General features: G+C 63.3%; 7 protein-coding genes. 2 read left to right on the forward strand and 5 right to left on the reverse strand.

The features are described 5' to 3' along the window. Positions 1-92: 92 nt before the first annotated feature. Positions 93-1,166, reverse strand: a complete 1,074-nt coding sequence (locus CO657_RS28430) for a saccharopine dehydrogenase family protein (protein ID WP_054185419.1) — start codon at positions 1,164-1,166, stop codon at positions 93-95. Between the two features lie 103 nt (positions 1,167-1,269). On the opposite strand from CO657_RS28430, the gene CO657_RS28435 reads away from it, so the two are divergent. Continuing rightward, on the forward strand, positions 1,270-1,866 hold the full coding sequence (locus CO657_RS28435; RefSeq protein WP_054185420.1) for a TetR/AcrR family transcriptional regulator: 597 nt from the start codon (positions 1,270-1,272) through the stop codon (positions 1,864-1,866). Positions 1,867-2,113: 247 nt separating this feature from the next. On the opposite strand, the gene CO657_RS28440 is transcribed toward CO657_RS28435, so the two are convergent. Beyond that, a complete protein-coding gene (locus CO657_RS28440; protein WP_003591985.1) occupies positions 2,114-2,314 on the reverse strand; it encodes a hypothetical protein in 201 nt (66 codons plus the stop codon). A gap of 620 nt (positions 2,315-2,934) precedes the next feature. Between CO657_RS28440 and CO657_RS28445 the strand changes: the two genes are divergently transcribed. Next, the gene (locus CO657_RS28445) at positions 2,935-4,074 is read left to right on the forward strand and encodes a helix-turn-helix transcriptional regulator (protein WP_054185421.1); all 1,140 of its coding nucleotides are present in this window, start codon (positions 2,935-2,937) and stop codon (positions 4,072-4,074) included. Positions 4,075-4,108: 34 nt separating this feature from the next. Here the strand turns inward: CO657_RS28445 and CO657_RS28450 are convergent, their stop codons facing one another. Genes CO657_RS28450 through CO657_RS28460 form a run of 3 tightly spaced genes read right to left on the reverse strand, consistent with a single transcriptional unit; the run spans position 4,109 to position 17,511 of the window. Beyond that, positions 4,109-6,400 (reverse strand): transglycosylase domain-containing protein, encoded by a 2,292-nt coding sequence (locus CO657_RS28450; protein WP_054185422.1) that lies wholly within the window; start codon positions 6,398-6,400, stop codon positions 4,109-4,111. Positions 6,401-6,448: 48 nt separating this feature from the next. Beyond that, the gene (locus CO657_RS28455; protein ID WP_054185423.1) at positions 6,449-12,418 is read right to left on the reverse strand and encodes an alpha-2-macroglobulin; all 5,970 of its coding nucleotides are present in this window, start codon (positions 12,416-12,418) and stop codon (positions 6,449-6,451) included. A 5-nt stretch (positions 12,419-12,423) separates the two neighbouring features. Continuing rightward, positions 12,424-17,511 (reverse strand): hypothetical protein, encoded by a 5,088-nt coding sequence (locus tag CO657_RS28460; protein ID WP_245293026.1) that lies wholly within the window; start codon positions 17,509-17,511, stop codon positions 12,424-12,426. Positions 17,512-17,562 lie beyond the last annotated feature (51 nt).

Consider the following 17,562-nt stretch of genomic DNA (forward strand, 5'->3'; position numbering starts at 1 on the left):
GGGGCGTTTTGGGCGGCACGCCGATCGTGAGTGTCGCAGAGATCCCTCGCAAAATGCCCAACCTTTGCGAGGGGCTGCTTCGGTCACGCCATTTATGGATGGACCTTCTGAAAATCCGACGTTTCCGATGTCTCAACCGACAGATCGGGGCCAAGCGCGCTCAGGAAACTCGCGGCATGGAAAATGGCAGCCGGCGGCTTGGCCCCGGTTTCGCGGATGTCACCGGACAGGATCCGCTGGACCGCTTCGCAGATGATCGGCGCCGTGACGGCATAGATGTCCTGGCCCTGGGCGAGACTCCGACGGCGCAGCTCGCCTTGCGTGACGATCACCTCAACGGCGAAGCGCTGCGCCGAACGTCCGGTTTCATCGATGGCCTGGGGCGGGGGCGTCGATGTATCCCGAACATCGCGCAGGGCAATCGTGCTGAGAAAGGTATGCAGCTCGTTGGTCCGGACGTGGCGGGCGATCAGCGGCACTTCCGAAAATGGAAGCTCGATGAATGTCTGTTGGCCGAATGGGGCCGGCAAAACCGATACCTTCTCGGCCGGCGGCTGGTGCACGGGCCTAAGCTCGCCACCGCTGACCGCCAGGCGCTTTGCGGTGTTCTTTTCCCCGGTCACGCGCGTGCCTTTGGTGGGCAGCCAGCTATCGAGCGCAACCCGGATTTCGACACCGTCGGCATGCTGCCATTCGTCCATCAGGGCTGCCACCAGCAGGTCGGCCAGTCCACCGTAAAATCCCATCGCCGGGATGACGACTACGCCGGCTTTCCGGGCCGCAGCCTCATGCCGGTCGAACGTCGCCTGTACGCTCGGCTGTTCAGCCGTGACGTCGAGATAGTGGATGCCGGCCCGCAACGCGGCGCGCACGACGGCGTCGGCTGTGTCCATGAACGGGCCGGCGCAGTTGATGACCGCCGCCGCGCCGGGAAGCGCCCGGTCCAGCGCTGCATCATCCTCTATCGCTGCTTCGCGGCATTCGATGCCGCGCTCCGCAAAGCGCGCGCCCGCCAATCGTTCGGCACTCCGTCCGATCGCGATCGGCTTGAGCCCGCGCCGCAACAGTTCGGCGACGACAAAACGGCCGGTATGGCCATTCGCGCCAAGGACCGCCACGGCCTCGGATGGTGTTCTGGTGATGTCGGCTTGTTGGGTCGCGGTCATTGCTCTCTCCATCGCTACAGACCTGTCTGTACTCAATAAAACATACAGGTCTGTAGCGTGTCAATCAACTTTCTGCTAGGGTGACTGAATTGGAGATACGCGAATGACGAAAAGCCCAGTGATTGCACCTGCCCCAGCCGTGAACGACGTGCGGGACAGAATTCTCGAAACGGCATCGGAACTCTTCTACCGCCGCGGCGTGCGTGCCGTCGGCGTCGATCTGGTGGTTGAAAAATCCGGTGTCGCCAAAACCAGCCTTTACCGCCATTTCGGCACGAAGGACGATTTGATCGCGGCCTTCCTGAAGCGCGAGGATCTGGACTTCTGGAGCACCTGGGACAGGGTAACCGAACAGCATGCGGATGACGCCGGGGCTGAACTCGATGCCCATTTCGAGTGGATCGGCGAACGGGTCGGCCGGGACAATTACCGCGGCTGCCCGCAGATCAACACGGCGGCCGAGTTTCCGGAAGCCGGTCACCCCGCCCGCAAAGTCGCCGAAGCCCACATGCGGGAAATGCGGCGGCGCCTGGAGACCATCGCCGGGAGACTGGCGGTCGCGGCGCCCGATCGGCTTGCCGGGCAACTCGCCGTGCTGATCAACGGCGCCTTTGTCAGCATGCAGGTCTTCGAACCCGGCGAGGCCACCGCTTTGCTTCGCGACGCAGCACACGCCCTGATCGCCGCCAGCCGCGGCTAAGTTTGTGGATGCAGACTTCTCAGAGTTGGGAAATGGATCAAGAAGAACTGGCCACGCATCGGGATCGAGAGATCCCGTTGTACCGCAGCATCTCCTGCCGGCGCGGGAGCGCTTGGCATGGTATCGATGCGTATCGTCAAACCGTCTCAGGCGCGGCGACTGACGTGATTGGAAATCACCGCGCCGCGCCTGACAGTGCTGCCATCTCATCGATACAAAAACAGAATAATTCCATGCGATCGTTTTTCTAATTCGGTCGAAGCTTTTTGGTCGCGATCAGCATGACGAGATCTTCGGAGGCATCGGCGAGCTCCAATGCCAATTCCGCAGCCGACCATCCATGTTTCTGCAAACTGACGAGCATTTCCACCATTGCGACTTCGACCTCTCGTCTGCAGCTCGAAATCGGCTTCAATTCGATTTGTTTCTCATCACATGCGGTCGTCATCTTAGCCTCCGTTCTGCCGATGGGCAGCGTCACAAAATTCGCCAATGGGTGGATATGGTAAGGGTTGCGTGCAAGCCTCGGCCTTATTACGCATCGACACAGACAGCCTCGGCCTGCGCGCAACCCCTTCGCGTCCCTATTTGCCGATGTCCGGCCTCAGGAGCGTCTTGCAAGAAGGTGAGCAGAGGAAACCCGCACGAATGGCGATAGGAATTTCTCCTGGCGCCTGAGGGTTATGCGGATAGGAATGCCTGTCGTAAGCCGATGTTCGCGCAACGCGCGCACGAATATTGCCCCGATAGTTCACGACCTATCCTCCTCTGCTTGCATATTTTTTTGTGATTTAGTGTCGTTCACGTTGAGAGTGCTTTGAAACTGCATTGCACTGGCAAGTGAGTATTTGGGCTTTCCAACCGTCCTTCGGAACTAACCCGTGCTCATTTAAATACCGGAACAGGACGCAATTGTCGTTATCGCCGCATCCCGAAAATTATCGGTCCGTCCATTTCTGCTCGCATAGGAATATGATAAGTAGCTTATGCACGTAGGACTTCGGTCGATTCGGTCTATCGGATGGGCTGCGGGGACGTTTCAGCCGGCTTATGCGCTGGAGAAATTTGATGGTTACGGAGTCTGGGGATGACCCCGCTGCCGGGAAGGAATGGCCGGCCCACCTGGAGCGGCGGCGCTGGCCGCGCGAACCGTCCCCGGAGAAAGAACATCGGGCGGACGCTCCGCCTGCATTGGTGCCCTTGCGATTTTCGACGCGAGACCTGCCGCCGAAAGAACAATTCCAGTCCTGGCGATCACATATGGCGCCGCTTGTGGATGTTCATCTGCCGAACGGACAATCTGAGGACGACGGTTTTCTCGCGGAACAGACCGGCTGGCATCTCGGCGATATCCTCATCGTCCAGCAGCGCGTGCAGGCATGCAGCTATATTCGCGATCAGGCCATGCTGCGGTCGAGCCCGATCGACCACTGGAACGTCGGCGTACTTCGCAGCGGCCGGGCCTGGACCGAGGCCAATCGCCATGTCACGGAGACCGGCCCGGGTGAGATATTTTTCAGGTCTCTCGGTTATCCCTACCGTGGGCGGATGACCGATTCAGCCGCGGTGCTCGTCTTCCTGCCCTATGAAATGTTGACCCGTGATGCGCCTCTTCTACAGAACGCCCACAACATCGCCCTCTCCGGTAGCCTCGCCGAATTGCTCGTCAGCTATATCGACGGCCTGGAAGCGAACCTCAGCAATTTGACGGTGGAGGAGGCCCCGCGGATCATACGGACGATCGGCGATATGGTCGTTGCATGCGCTGCATCGTCCGCAAGTTTGGATCGCGGTCAGGAACAGACCAATATGGGGCTGATGGAGCGGGCGCATCGCTATATTCACCTCAATCTTCATTCCGATAGCTTGACGCCTGACGTCATGTGCCGTGCGCTTGGTATTTCGCGGACGCGACTCTACCAATTGTTCGAAACGAGCGGGGGCGTCTTCAACTACATTCGCAAACGTCGATTGCTGCAGGCATATGCGGATCTTACCAACCCGACCGACAACAGGCCGATCTCGGAGATTGCCGAGGCGGCCGGCTTCGACGTTGCAGCCAATTTTACGCGCGCGTTCAGCCATGAATTCGGTCTCAGCCCACGTGAGGTCAGAAAGACCACAACCGAGCACCCAGCCATCCCCGCAACACGTTCCATGCGGCGTTTTGGGACAACGATCGGCGATTGGCTAGCGCTCGCACGTTGATGCGGTGGGCTAAACTTTCCACAGTCGAACGTTGTCATTGCACATAGACCGGTACCGTCGCGGAGGTTTCGTCGCGGTAGGGAAGGCGGATTTGGAAGCGGTGCTCTCCGCTCTGGATCGGCCAAAAGACGGGTCGGTCGGGGTCGGTGACGGCGAAGGGCTGGCCGTCGACATACCAGACGATTTGCGGCACATGCGGGTGGACATCGGCCTTCAGAGGCAGCCGGTCCAATGCGGCCGGCTGTTCCGGATTGCGCCAGATCTGACTGTTGCGCGCCGGCGTCGATATGGCGAGATGGATCTTGGGATTGGACGCGTCGGCACCGGCGAGCGAATAGCTCTCACTCCGCCCCGTTGCTGCACTGATCGGCAAAGAGTTCGGGCTGGCGTCCGAATGAGGCGATAGCGCAGCCGCCTTCGGCATCTCATCGGGCTTCAGCCATTCCACCAGCGTCTGGCTGCAGCTATTGTCATTCGTCTGCCCGTTGACGACGCACACCTCCATCGGTTTGCGGTCCGGCGGCGTCGGAAAACGCGCATCGGCGATATCTCCAGGCTTGTTGCCGTGTACCCGGTCGATAACGGCGTGCACAAGGCGGGCGGCGGTGCCGGCGCCGGTCATCCGGCTCATGGTGCCGTCATCGCCCCGCCCGATCCAGACGCCGACGATGACCTTCTCCGAATAGGCCACGGCCCAGGCATCCCGGTAACCTTGGGAGGTGCCGGTCTTGATGGCGACGGGGAATGGATATTCGAGCGTGCCGTAGCGGTGGAAGCTCGGAAGCCGCGCCTGCGGATCGGAGAGGAATGATGTAATCAACCGGGCCGTATCGAGGGAAATGACCCGCACGGATTGCTGCTGCGGCTGTTCGCGCGCCCAGCGCAGATCCTGCAATTGGCCGTCGTTGGCGAGCGCGCCATAGGCCCGCATCAGCCTGTCCAGGCGTGTCGGCAGTGAGCCGATCGCCATCGACAGGCCGAAATAATCGGCGGGAGTTTCGAGGTCATGCAGACCGAGATCACGCAAGAAGCGGAACGTCGTCTCGAGACCGATGCTGCGCAGCAGATTGGTCGCAGGCACATTGCGCGAATTGGCCAAAGCCTGGCGGGGCAGCATGGGCCCGCGGAATTCGCGGTCCGCGTCGCCGATGCCCGATGCGCCTTCCGGCAGATCGAGCAGCATGTCGGTCGGCTTCAGCACGCCGCGCTCGAATCCCAGCGCGTAAATGAAGGGTTTGAGCGTCGAGCCGGGCGAGCGCTGTGTCCGCGTATAGTCGAAGGCGCCGGCATGCCTGCCGTAATAATTGCTCGAACCCACCTGCGCGAGGACCTCGCCGGTTTGCCGCGACACCACCATGACCCCGACTTGCTGCGCGCCAGCGGAGCGCCAGCCATCAAGATAGTCTCGCGCGAGAGCGGTCACGTCGGCCTGCAGGCCAAGATCGATCGTCGTGTGGATCAGCGGCGCAGCCGCGGAAACAGGCGTTATCCGGCCGTTCTCGATGAGGTCGTGATAACGCAATATCAGGTGCAGGGCGTCGGGGCGGCGGGGCAGGGCGGGCATCCGCATGTCATCGATCTGCCGGTGGGCGATCTCCGCCTCGTCAGCCGGAATGATCTTCTGTTTCGCCAGCGCGTCGAGGATGTGATGACCGCGCTGAACGGCCCGGCGCAAACCCTCCGGCCGCAGCGGGTTCATCCGCGTCGGCGATTGCGGGATGGCTGACAGCAGCGCGATCTCGGCCCAGGACAAATCTGCCACCGGCTTGTCGAAATAAAGCCGCGCCGCATGGGCGATGCCGTGGCTGCCATTGCCGTAAGGCGCCAGCCGCAAATATTGCGCCAGTGTGGCGTCGCGCCCGTAACGCACGGTCAGCAAGACGCCGGTGCCGGCCTCGAGCATCTTGTGCATGAAAGTGCGCGATTCCGGCTGCTGCATGCGCGCCACTTGCATCGCAATGGTCGAGGCGCCCGAGCGGCGCTTGACGGACCTGAGATTTTGCCAGGCCGCGCGGCCGACGGCATAGGGATCGACGCCGATATGGTCGTAGAACCGCCTGTCTTCGAGGGCAAGCGTTGCCTTCACGACGCGATCCGGCAATTGCTCCAGCGGCCAATAGCCGTAATCGATGCGCCCGCCGGCGCCGTCGGCATGGCCGATCTGCGCGAGGAACGCGCCGCTGCGATCATAAAGGATCGGCGTCGGCGCAGGCGCGATCAGCTGCGCGCGCTGATGGATGAGATAGGCATAGACCAGGGCGCCCGCGGCAAGAACCAGCGAGGAGAAAAGAACGAGCTTCGATCGGCGGCGTCCCAAGAATGTCATTGCCCGGCCGGCTGGCTCCTTGCCTGAAATCTTCCCTGACTGCGTGGCCTACTTGGCCACGACGATCTGCACGGCAGCGCTCATTCCCTGCACGCCCTTCTGGTACATGGTTTCGGCAAAGGCCTGCGGCTGCGTATACGAACCTGGGATCAAGGCGCGCGTCCGATAGGCGAAGGTGTAGTTGCCTTTCGGAAGCCTGTCGGACGCGCAAAACACCTGATCATCACCGTAGGAGACCCAATCGGTCGGCAGGCTCGGCGCGATTGCCGGTGTAGCCTCGGCCGGAGCAGTGGCGATATTGGGATTGAGCGGATCCAGCCCCGCGGCCAGCGGCAGGGTAAGCGCCACATGGGTCCGATCCTCGGACACGACCAGTTCGACCCGTTCCTCCAGCACATCGCCGACCTTGAGCTGGATCGCACCTTTGGCATCGGGGATCAGCTTCTCCAGCGGCGCATTGCCGGCGGGGACGCGGTAGAGCGTGCGGGTAAGAGCAAAACCCTGGCTCTCTGCTTGCGCGGTGTAGCCGGCTTCGGCGGAGAGATAGGTGGTCTCCACCAGCGCGAGAGCAGGCGTCGTTCCGGTATTCTGGATGGTAACTGCGCTCGGATCCAGGGTGACCTGTCGCAAGACGGGGGCATTGGCGTCGAGCGTCAGATTCTGAACATTGCCGCTCTGAGCCAGCGTCAACGGCAAGGGCGTCGTCGGCCTCTGCCAGGCGGCCGCAAGCGCGCGGATCGCAGCCGACGTCGCATTGGTCGAGCCCCAGCCATCGCCTTTACCGAGCTGCAGCAAGGCGTTTTTCAAGGCGGGATAACGCGGATCCGTTTGCGAGGTCAAAGCCGCCGCGCGCACCATTTCGGCAAGGCTGCGGGTTTCCGAAGGCAGGATGATCGGGCTGCCTCCGTCCTCGGCTTGGCCGTCATAAACCAGCTGACCGTTGCGAGAGAGGATGCGCACGCGCGACCACATCGTGTCGGCGAGACCACCGACAAGGCGTTGGTCGGCATCGGGTGCACCAGCTGCCGCCGCCGTCATTCTGGCCACGCTGACATTCGGCATCAAGGCGGCCGAGCGGGCAAGTTCGGCCGTATAGGCAGGGTCGAGCCCGCCGCCTTCGGCGAGAGCCGTCAGAGCCTCGACCCGTTCGCGAACCTCGTCACCGCTGATGAGATGCGGATAATCCGAGCGCAGCGACAGTTTCAGCACGCTCGCAAGGCGATCCGTCAAAGCCTTGTCGGTGGGTTCTCCCGCTTTATCGGCCGCGACCAGGAAAGAATAGGCCCAGGCCGTCAGCGAGACATTGCCCTTGCTGTGCGGCCAGAAGCCGACAAGGCCATCGGCATCGACCGCTTGGCCGATTGCCAGCACGGTGTTGTGCACATCGCCGTCTATGCGCTTCTCAAGCTTCACCGCTGCCAGGATGGGAGCGAAACTCTTGAAGGCGACGCCGGAGGAGGCCAGCGATATCCGCTGCTCAGTGGAACCGTAGGGAGATTCCACCAAAGTGTTGAGGCCGGCGACAAGCTTCACCAATGCCGGATCGGAGGTCAGCGTCATCGCACGCTGAAACGATCCGGGACGCACGTCTTCCTCCGTCGCCGGCAGCGTTTTCGAGCCGCCCGCCGGGATTTCGACGATCTCGTAATGCTTGGTCGGGATGCGGTCTGGTTTCAACGGCAGCGTGATTTCCACGGCGTCGCTGGCGTGGTCGGCCAGGCGCTCGACCCCGAAACGCAGCCGCACGTCCTCCTTGCCGGGTTTTGGCTCGGGCACCTCGGCGAGAATGCCGATGTGAGCCGGCTTGTTCTCTTCCCAGGCGAAGGAAAGATCCTTGCTGCCCTCCAGCGTCAATCCGTCGGAAGCAATGGATGCAGCACCGGCGCCACCACCGCCCTCGACGACACGGGCAATGACGCCGGCCTCGAATTGGTCGCCATAACGCAGGAAGCGGGGCAGGGCGGGTTGAGCGACGATTTCCTGCCGGATCAGCATTTCGCCGGTGCCGTATCCGAAGCGGTCGGGACCGCTGACGGCCTTGGCGCGCAGCTTGAAGACGGTCAGCGAGTCCGGTAGCTTCACCTTGATCTTGGCAATGCCGTCCGGGCCGACCTTCACGTCCGGAAGATAGATCGGCACCGGCGTGAAATTCTTGCGGACGGAGATATTGTTGTCCGTGCCCCATTCCTCCCGCTCGTCGCCGCCCGGCACCTCGTCCAGAGGAATGATGCCGAAGGCCATATTGCGGGTGTCGCGCAGCGCCATGGTGGATCGGCGCTTGACGATAAAATTCGGCAGCGGATCCAGCGGCTGTTCTGTTGCGAGCGACAGCACGGCCTGGTCGATCATCCAGAAGGTGGCCTCGCCGGCGATCGGCTGCCCGGTATCGTCGGCGAGATGCAGCGTGACCTCCACTTCATCGCCGGGGCGGGCCTTCTTCGGGTAATCCAAGGTAACCGCGACGGTGTTCTTCACCGGTTTGACCGTCACCGTCTTCGTCGCGGCGATCGTGACAGGCTTTCCCTGGTCGAAGGGCGCGTTCGGCGAGGGGATGCGGGTCTCCAGCCGGCCGCGCATGATGAGGAAGTGCACGGGAATATCGGGCGTATATTCCTTGCGGACCGGCACCGCATAGTGGCCGTATCCATCTGTGATATCGACCCAATCATAGTGGAACGTTCCCTCGGGCTCTTCGACGACGGCCAGCGCACGGGCCGTCTGGAAGGGCGATTGGATCAGCAGATTGGCGGTTTCTCCGGGGATGTAGCTGTCCTTATCAGTGGTCACGACCGCGGTGCGGGCGGGCGGCTGCGCCCAGGTGACCGGTGTAGTGCCGCCGACGAAGAAGTCGACGCTCACCTGCTGCCGGCGGCCGATCCGGTCGCTGGCCTCGAGTTGAACGACGTAGACGCCCGCGTCCTTTGCCTCGAGCGCCAGGGTCTGGATTTCGCTGGTGCTGGTAATCTTGCGCTCCAGAACGGTCTCGTCCATGACCTGCGTGACGTATTTCGCCGAACCCTGGCTGAAGTCGCTCGCCTGCAGCGTCGACGTCCAGTTGCGATGGATCAGGCGCGCCGTCATCTCCAGCCCGGCGACGGGATCGCCATTGCCGTCGACAGCCAGGATCTCAGGCTCGATGGCGCCGGGCGTCGGCACGTAGCGCGGCACCTTCAAGCCAAGCACGAAGGGCGGAACGGCGTTGACGGTGGTGATGCTGCGCACCTGCAGATCGTCGTCGCCGGTCACGGTCGCCTCGACCATATAGCGGCGGGGTTGCGCCGTCGGCTCGATCGTCGTGTCGAAGCTGATGCGCGAGGCGCCTCCGGCATCGGTACTGCCGTCTCGTTCCAGCGCGGGCGAGGATTTGAACTCGTTGCCGCCGGAGTAACGGGAATCCGTCGAAAAAAGGAAGCCTTCGTGGCCAGGCGGCGTCCAATTATAGGGATACTGCACGGCGCGCCAGCGGATGGGACGATCCGCCAGCAGCCCGCCGGCGAAATAGCGCGCGATCAGGTCAACGTTGAAGGAGGAATCGAGCGGCACGGTCTGCGGATTGTTGAGCACGACTTCGAAAGTCGGCAGGCGATAGGCCTCCTTCTTGAAGGAGATGCTGCCGCATTGGACCGTATTGTCGGCCGGGCTCGCGGCGCTGCTGTCGCTCTCGGCGGTCTCCGCAGTGTCGGCCTGGCTGTCGCCTGGCTGCGCCTCATCGGTCGTGTTGTCATTCGCCTGGCCGTCGGCATTCCCGTCCTCACCGGATGTCTGCGCCGGTTGAGACTGGTCCGTAGCCCCCGCCGTGTCGCCCGGCTCGAAATGAACTTCGTAATCGCCGGTTGCCGGCGTCTCAGCGTCGAATTTGTGGTAAAAGCCGCCGAATGCGTCCAGCCGCACCGGTACGCGCCACTCCTGTTTGTCAGGGCCGGTGATGACGATCTGGCCGCCTTGCGCAGGCAGCGTCAGGTGCCCGCCGAGGTAGCTTCGGACATATCCCTTGATATGCACCGGCTCCTCCGGTCGATAGATCGGCCGCTCGGTGAAGACGTGGCAGAGGGTGCGGCTCTGCTCGGTGCGGCTTTCCGTGGGATTGGTCGTCCAATCCAGCCAGGCCGCCGAGGGTTTGGTCCAGTTGTCCTCAGCATATTGGGCCGGGGCATGATCGGGGTCGACGACCAGAGTATCCAGCCCCTTAGTTACGATGACGCGCCGGATCTTCGCGTCGGCGCGCTTCTGCAGCTCCCAGGAATAGAAGCCCTGCGCGTCTGTCGTGCCTGTCGCGAGCGTGACGAATTTGCCGTCGCGCAAACCGTCGAGGCGAATTTGCGCGCCATCCATCGGCTTGCCGCTGGCAAGCGAGGTGACGGCAAAGCGGACCCGGTCCGGTTCCTCCACCGCGCTCAAGGTCAGGTCGGTGACCTGCACACGAAGCCAATGGCGGGTTTGATTGTCTACGGCGCGCAGGCCGACGAGATAGGTGCCGGGCTGGTCGGCGCCGGCAATCCGGGCAAAAAGCGATTTCAAATCCAGGCCGAATTTGGTGTCGACGCCGCCCTTGTGAATCGGCAGGTCGACGAACTCGGATATAGCAGGTGATCCGAGCGCCTTGACGCGTGCCTGGATCGCATCGGCTGAAATCTCATCGCCGTCGGCCCATTTCTGCGGCTCCTTGCCGGGCAGCGGCGGTGCTTCGTCGTCATCCGTATCGAGGCCGGATTGCGGGAAAGGCCAAAAATCGCGCGACAGCGGATCGATCGCGTGGATGCGCACATCGGCCCTGTCATAACCGCGCCCGCGCAACGGCACGAGCTGCGGGCCAAAACGCTCGACCACACCCTGCGACGCATCCCAGATAAGCGAGGACTGTTCCGGCGCGAAGGCGAATTTCCGGCCGAAGCCGTCAGCCAGCGGTCTGCCGCGGTCATCCGTCAAGGCGCCGGCAGAGACATCGAGCGTGTAGACCTTGTCGGTGAGAAAGCGGCCATTGATATAAAGACGCCCATCGCTTGCTTCCGCCGTCAGATCGTCCACCGGCGGAGAAATGCGCAAGGCGTCCCGGACCGAGAACTGTTCCCCGGCCACCGGATTGCTCGAAAACCGGAAGATCAGGCCGCGACCCTGGCGAGCGGCCGGCGCTGCATCGGCATTGTCGACGGCGTTGCCATCATCATCGACCGCGGCGCTGTCATCGCTGACTGTGGCGTTGGAGGTGCAGCGCATAATGCCATCGCTCGTGCTGGCGTCGAAGCCCCGCCCGCAATCGGAACTGGTCATGGTGAAGGGCACGGCGGTGCGCACGCGCAATTCAAAGGTCTGATCGCTGAAATCAGGCGTGTCGGCAAGCTTCAGCCGCAGGATGGCGACGCGGCCATCGGGTACGCTCTGATGCAGCTTCACCACGTAGGATTGCTGGTCGCCGCGGCTGTTGCGTTCAAGCGGCTGGATATCGAAATCCTGCGCCCCCAACATCAGACCGCCTTCGTCGCCAATGCCGGGCGCCGGCCGCAGCTCGATCGACAGCAGGCGGCTCAGCGCCGCGACATCGACGGGTTCGGCAAAGGTCAAGGTGATCTGGTCAAGCTCGTTGACGGGATCATCGGCTGCAGCCGGGACCGTCGCTACAGGTACCGGCAGCAGCGGTATCAGTTCCGTCTCGCCGCCGGCACCCTTGTCATGTTCCAGCATCTTGACCTTGACGCGGGCAAGCGGCTGCCACTTGTCGGCGGGCCTGAACTGCAGCGCGCGCGGGCCGACCCACTGCCAGGCACCTGGAGCAGCCGGTTCCATCGTCACGAAACGCTCGGGCGAATCTTCCGGGCCGCCGGTTGCCGGGCCGGTATCCGTGGCGAAGAAAATCGTCACGGGATCATAGGCGCGCAAAAACCTCTCCGGCACGATTTTGACGCCGTCGGCGCGCTGCAGGACATCCAGTGCCGGCGAGGAAGCGCCTTGCTGTGCGTGACCGCTTGAGATCAGCGTTGAAGACGCAAGGGCGAGGGCAATGAGAAATGCGATCTTTTTCATTGGTTTCACTTCGATCCCGTGGGCTTCAAACCGGCACGCTGCAGATAATCATTGATAATTTCGGGCGGCGGGCCCGCGGGCGGTGGCGACAATCCAACCACCGAAGGCCTGACGATGAGTGTCGGCGCGTCGGCCGGTGCGCGTGCTTCCAGGAGGTAAGAGCCTGGGGCAAGCTGCTTGAGCTGATTGACGCCTTCGCCGAGCGCCTGTCCCTTGGCATCCAGCAGCCGGCCGATGGCAAGGTCAGGATCGGAACGCAGGCCGACACCGATAGCGCCGCTATTTTTGACTTCGAAGCCGAACAGGGCCGTGGCGCCCGGTGCCAGCACGACCGGGGCTCCGATGCCGTCATTGACCGGGACGACTGGTGTCACCGTCATGTCCAGGCTGCCCGACAAGGGGCCCTCATGCGTGGAATAGAGCGTCAGGACCGCCTCACTCGCCGCAAGATAGCGGTGGAACTCCGCTCCCGTCGGAAAGAGCTGCATGTCGCGGTGACCATCCTGCTCCAGACCGACGATGACGGGTGCGTCGGTGCTGACGTCGAGCACCATCGGCTGGGCCGGGTTAAGACGGAAGGCCATGGCCTCACCCTCAAGCGTCACGCTCTGCGGCAGGGCCAAGGATTTTGGCTCGGGCTTCGGCCAGGGCGACTTGCCGCCACGTTCCAGCCACAGCGCCACGAGGCCGGCGCCGTGATCGACGATCAGCTGACCGGGTCCGGAGACGGAAAGAGTCTCACCGCGCAAGACCCGACCGTCGGCTCCGATAAAGGTCGCCGCGCCGCCGGAGACGTTCAGGACATCTCCTTTCATGGCATCAACCGCGATTTCTTCCGATCCGGCCGTCCCGAAAAACCGGCGCTTGATCTGATCGTTGCCGAGCGTAACGGCTTGCCCGGGTGACAGGCTGACCCGCGCCGAGCCGGCATCACCCGTCAGATTGACGAGCCAGATCTCCTCAGTCGACGTCGCGATGCTGCGCGACAGGGGAGCGGCACCCGACCAGACGTTCAACAGTTGGGAGGCTGAGGGGGCGGAGACGACGGCGATCCCGGGCGCCAGGTCGAGGGTCAGCCGTTTCACCCCTGTCGCCAGCTTTACCGGCTGCGCGCTGAAGGCTGGAACCGTCGTCGTCAAGGTGCCGTTCAGCTGCACAGGTTCGAGTTTGGCCGCATCGATCGGCTTGAGCCGCATCTGCAGGCTTTCATCGCTTGCGGCGTTCCAGATATGCAGATCCTGGTTATCGGAGAGGGCGACCGCGCTGTTGAGGCCGACGCCCATGCCGCGTCCGGCCGTGAGGCCCGGCTGGCCGAAGGCCGAATCCGCACGCCACAATCGAACCTTACCCGGCAAGGCAGGGATGGCTGGAATCACCGCCTGATCTCCCGGCGAAAGCGTCAGCGCGATCTCTGCATCGGGCTGTGCAGGGTTCACCCGCACATGGCCGGCGGCACGGGAGACCAGCCATAAACGATCCGATTGCGGAGCAAAAAGCCCCGATGCAGCGGCCGTAAGCGGGCGATCGGCACTTGCGCCCGCAAGCAGATCGGCACTAAGGCCGAGGTCGACGAGGCCGGCCGACGGCGCATGCGCGAGAGCAACGTTCAGGGAGAGATCGAGGCCGTCGATGGCCACGGGTTCCAAGGCGATATCGCCGGGCTCCCGCATATCGCCGGCGATGCTGCGCGCGGCGATCTTGATGGGTGCCGCCCCACCATCGAGGGTCCAGACCGATGCGCGCCATTGTGCATCCCCCTCGGAAGCGGGCCAGGCGATAAAGGGCGTGCGGCCATGGGCAAAGGCTTGCGGCTTCCAGCCGCCGTCGGCGTCTCGTTTTTCGACGGAGAGCACCAGATCGCTGGTGGACTGCGCCGCGACCAGCGCGAGCCGATCCTTCGCATTGGCCGGCAAGGGGCCTGGCAGAGGGAAAGTAAAGACGGAGGCGCCGTTGACGGAGGCGGTGCCGTTCTCGGCGAGCGCCGGCTGCGGTTGCTCCTGCGGCAGGGCGAACTGAACCTCGATATGCCCGAGATCGGGCTGATCGTCGCCTGCCTGCTGGTCATCGCCGTCGGCTTCCTGATCGTCGGAATTATCGTCCGATTGGCTGCCGGCCGTGCCGGATGCTGCCGCCTGATCAAGAGCCAGCGTATAGGATCCGGCCGGCAGACGGGTGGACAGCGCAATGTTCCAATCATCGCTGCGCCCCGTCAGGCGTTCGAGGACGGCGCCATGTTCGTCCTTCAGCACGCCCTTGATCTCGCTGCGGCCGAACGTGCCGAGGCTGACGACACGGTCCGTCTCGACATTGAAGGAAAGCTCGGCCGGCAGGTTGACGAAGCGCGCCTCGCCGGGCTGCAAATCGCTGGTGTTCAGGGAAATCTGATAATCCAGCCGGTCATCATGGGCGAGGCTCGTGAGGTCGATGCGATAATGCCCGGCCTTCAATTTACCGGTGAATTGGGGCGCGGCGACAAATCGGGCGATCTGCTCCTTGTCGTCGCGAAACAGAGTGCCGATCATGCCTTCGGTCAGGTCTATGCTAATGTCCGCATCAGCCGAAAGATCGAAAGTCCAGCTGTCGGGAACGCGTGTCTCGCCCTTGCCCTGAGGCTCGCGCCACTGAAATGCCTGGCTCTGATTGAAGGCCAGCGGATGCGGTCCGTGGCCCTGCAGCTGCGGCGGGTCGATGACGGGTCTTAGCCGTGCGACAAACCGCGTGTCGACGTCGCGCGGCAGGATCACGAGGCGGTAATGCCCCGGCGTGAAATCCTGACTAAGACTGGAAAGGGGGCCCGGCGCGGTGAGCGGCCATCCCTCGGCATCTTCGAGGCGAGCGGTAAGGTCTTCGCCGAGGGAGTAGAGATCAAGCTGATAAGATCCCGCATGTGTTATCTCGATCGGCACGATGGCGCCGCGCCCGCCGGAGAGAATGCCTCGGCTGGTGCCGTCGGCGACCAGGGTTGCCGCGGTCGGAAGCGAGGCCGGCGTAACGGCAACGCCAAGATGGCCGGAGGAATTCTGTACGGAAAGGTCGATCTGATAGGTTCCCGCGCGCAGATAGGTTTGCAGCAGCGCATTGTGGCCATCGCCATTGTTCGACGCTTCCCCCAGTTCCGGCAGGAATGACGTGCCAAGGCGCAGCGATGTCTGCAAACGGCCAAGGGTTTCGATGCGGTAAAGCCCCCCTTCCGCAACCTCGAGCCGGTAGGATTTCTCCGCGTTCTCGGCAAGATCGAGAAACTGGGGTTGGCCGGCAATCAATGGGGATGCGGGGGTCGGCGATGCGATCTTTTGCGCCGCAGCAGCATCCGGCTGCCAGCTGACGACGATCGAGCGGGCAGCGGCGGGAGCCGGGAAGCGCAAGGTCAAGGTCCGGCCCTTTGCGTCGACGCGCTGGTTGCTCGTGGCAAAAGCGACCGATGTATTGTGCATGTCGACGGCGGCGATCGTCCCGCCTGGAGGCACGTGGACGTCGATCTGCAGATCCGCGGGTGATGCCGGCCGCGACAGGGCGTTCGCATCGTCATTCGCAGCACCTTTGGCCTGCGGCACGGGCGCCGGCATATTGGATATCGGCTGATCCGGCAGGGGTTGCGGCTGTGCCGAGGCATCGGCGGGCTGCCAGAGCGCCAGTGGCCGCAGCTGCAGATCGGCGGGCAAGGCCACGGCACGAGGTCCCGTCAGCAGACCGGGGGCGGCATTGGTGATGATCTGGTAGCGCGTGGCCTTTTCGGCTTCCCGGATGCCGAAGGAAATGGTGGTGCGCGCCGGAGCGGCGGGTTGGACCGGTGGAACTAGGCCCGGCGTGCCGAAGGTGAGGTCGACGATGCCGGCGGCATTGTTGTCGGGCAGCAGGCGCAGCAGGTAATAGCCGGCGTCCAGGTCGAAACGATCGGCATTGCGGCCATCGGCGCGCGGAGCATTGCCGACCAGAACCGGGCTGATGTCGGCATGCAGGGCAACGCCTGCGGTGCGGACCGCGATCTGGCCAGCCTGCGTCATCTCGAACAGCAGCGACGTCGGCCCGCGCAAATTGAAACGCCGCCGCCAAGCCTGGCCCGGGCCGAGATGAGGCAGGTCGGACGCGACGATCGTGGCTTTGCCACCACGGTCCTGGCGCAACAGCAGGGCCGTCGCCGGGATTTCATCGCCGCCTTCGCCGGCAATGTCGAGACTGATGAGATTGGCCACCGAGCCTTTAAATTGGGTCTCGGTGCCGAACCGAAGCCCCCGAAGCTGGAAAGATTGGCCTTCATAGCCTGAGATTTCGACAATGCTCGGCTGGCTGTCCGTCGAAAGCGAAAGCGTGGCTGTCGGTTCGCGGCTGGCTTTATCGATCACGGCACTCTGAAAAGCCGTCGCCGTGTCGGAAGTCCGACCGGCCCGGAGCACCGCCGGCGCCGATTGCGGCAACTCCAGACGGAAGGTATCGAGATCTGCCGGCGCCTCGAAACGGATCGAGCCGAAAGGTCCGATGACATTTTCGGCAATCCCCCCAGCCAGCGATAGCTGCGTGCCGGTGCGAATATGGAATGGCTCTGCGGCGTCCGAATTGGTCCAGACAAGCTTCTGGCCGCCATAGGCCGTCACGAGATAGCGGCCGGCCTCGACCGTTCCCGTCAGCGTCGCCCGGGTCATGGGGAGGCCAGGCTTCAGTTCGAAGATCGACATTTTCGGCGAGAGATCGGCAATATCGGTGCCGTTTCGCCACAAGCGCAGATCCTGCAGCGAGCGTCCGACCGCCTCGATATCGACGCGCCCGGAATCGGGGATGTCGATCCAATAGGATCTTTGCTGCAGGTCGCTGAGATCGGCATGGATCGGGGTGGGCGAGGTCAAAGCGGCGTCGGGCTGTTCAAGCTCCTGATAGGCTTGCGCGGTGAGCTTGACGTCGCCGGCGGCTCCCTTGGCGCCGAATACACGGACCTTGTAGGTGCCTTTGTCGAGCAGGGCATCGATCCGCCCGTCACTGACCCCGGCGGCGCCCATGCGGTCCCCGGGGCCCGCGATCATGTCGACAAGCTGCAGCGCCACACCGGAGGCGCTCTGCGTGCGGATGGTGATATGGCCTGGTGTGTCGACGGTCAGCAAGGTGCTGCCATCCTGATCCGCAGGCAGTTGATCCGAGGCCAAATGCGGCTG

The organism is Rhizobium acidisoli (assembly GCF_002531755.2).
GTDB classification, from domain to species: domain Bacteria; phylum Pseudomonadota; class Alphaproteobacteria; order Rhizobiales; family Rhizobiaceae; genus Rhizobium; species Rhizobium acidisoli.

What these genes read in the sequence shown, in the direction of transcription:
- CO657_RS28455 (WP_054185423.1), bottom strand. Translation starts at nt 12,418, where the DNA reads ATGAAAAAGATCGCATTTCTCATTGCCCTCGCCCTTGCGTCTTCAACG.
- CO657_RS28445 (WP_054185421.1), top strand. Translation starts at nt 2,935, where the DNA reads ATGGTTACGGAGTCTGGGGATGACCCCGCTGCCGGGAAGGAATGGCCG.
- CO657_RS28430 (WP_054185419.1), bottom strand. Translation starts at nt 1,166, where the DNA reads ATGACCGCGACCCAACAAGCCGACATCACCAGAACACCATCCGAGGCC.
- CO657_RS28450 (WP_054185422.1), bottom strand. Translation starts at nt 6,400, where the DNA reads ATGACATTCTTGGGACGCCGCCGATCGAAGCTCGTTCTTTTCTCCTCG.
- CO657_RS28435 (WP_054185420.1), top strand. Translation starts at nt 1,270, where the DNA reads ATGACGAAAAGCCCAGTGATTGCACCTGCCCCAGCCGTGAACGACGTG.
- CO657_RS28440 (WP_003591985.1), bottom strand. Translation starts at nt 2,314, where the DNA reads ATGACGACCGCATGTGATGAGAAACAAATCGAATTGAAGCCGATTTCG.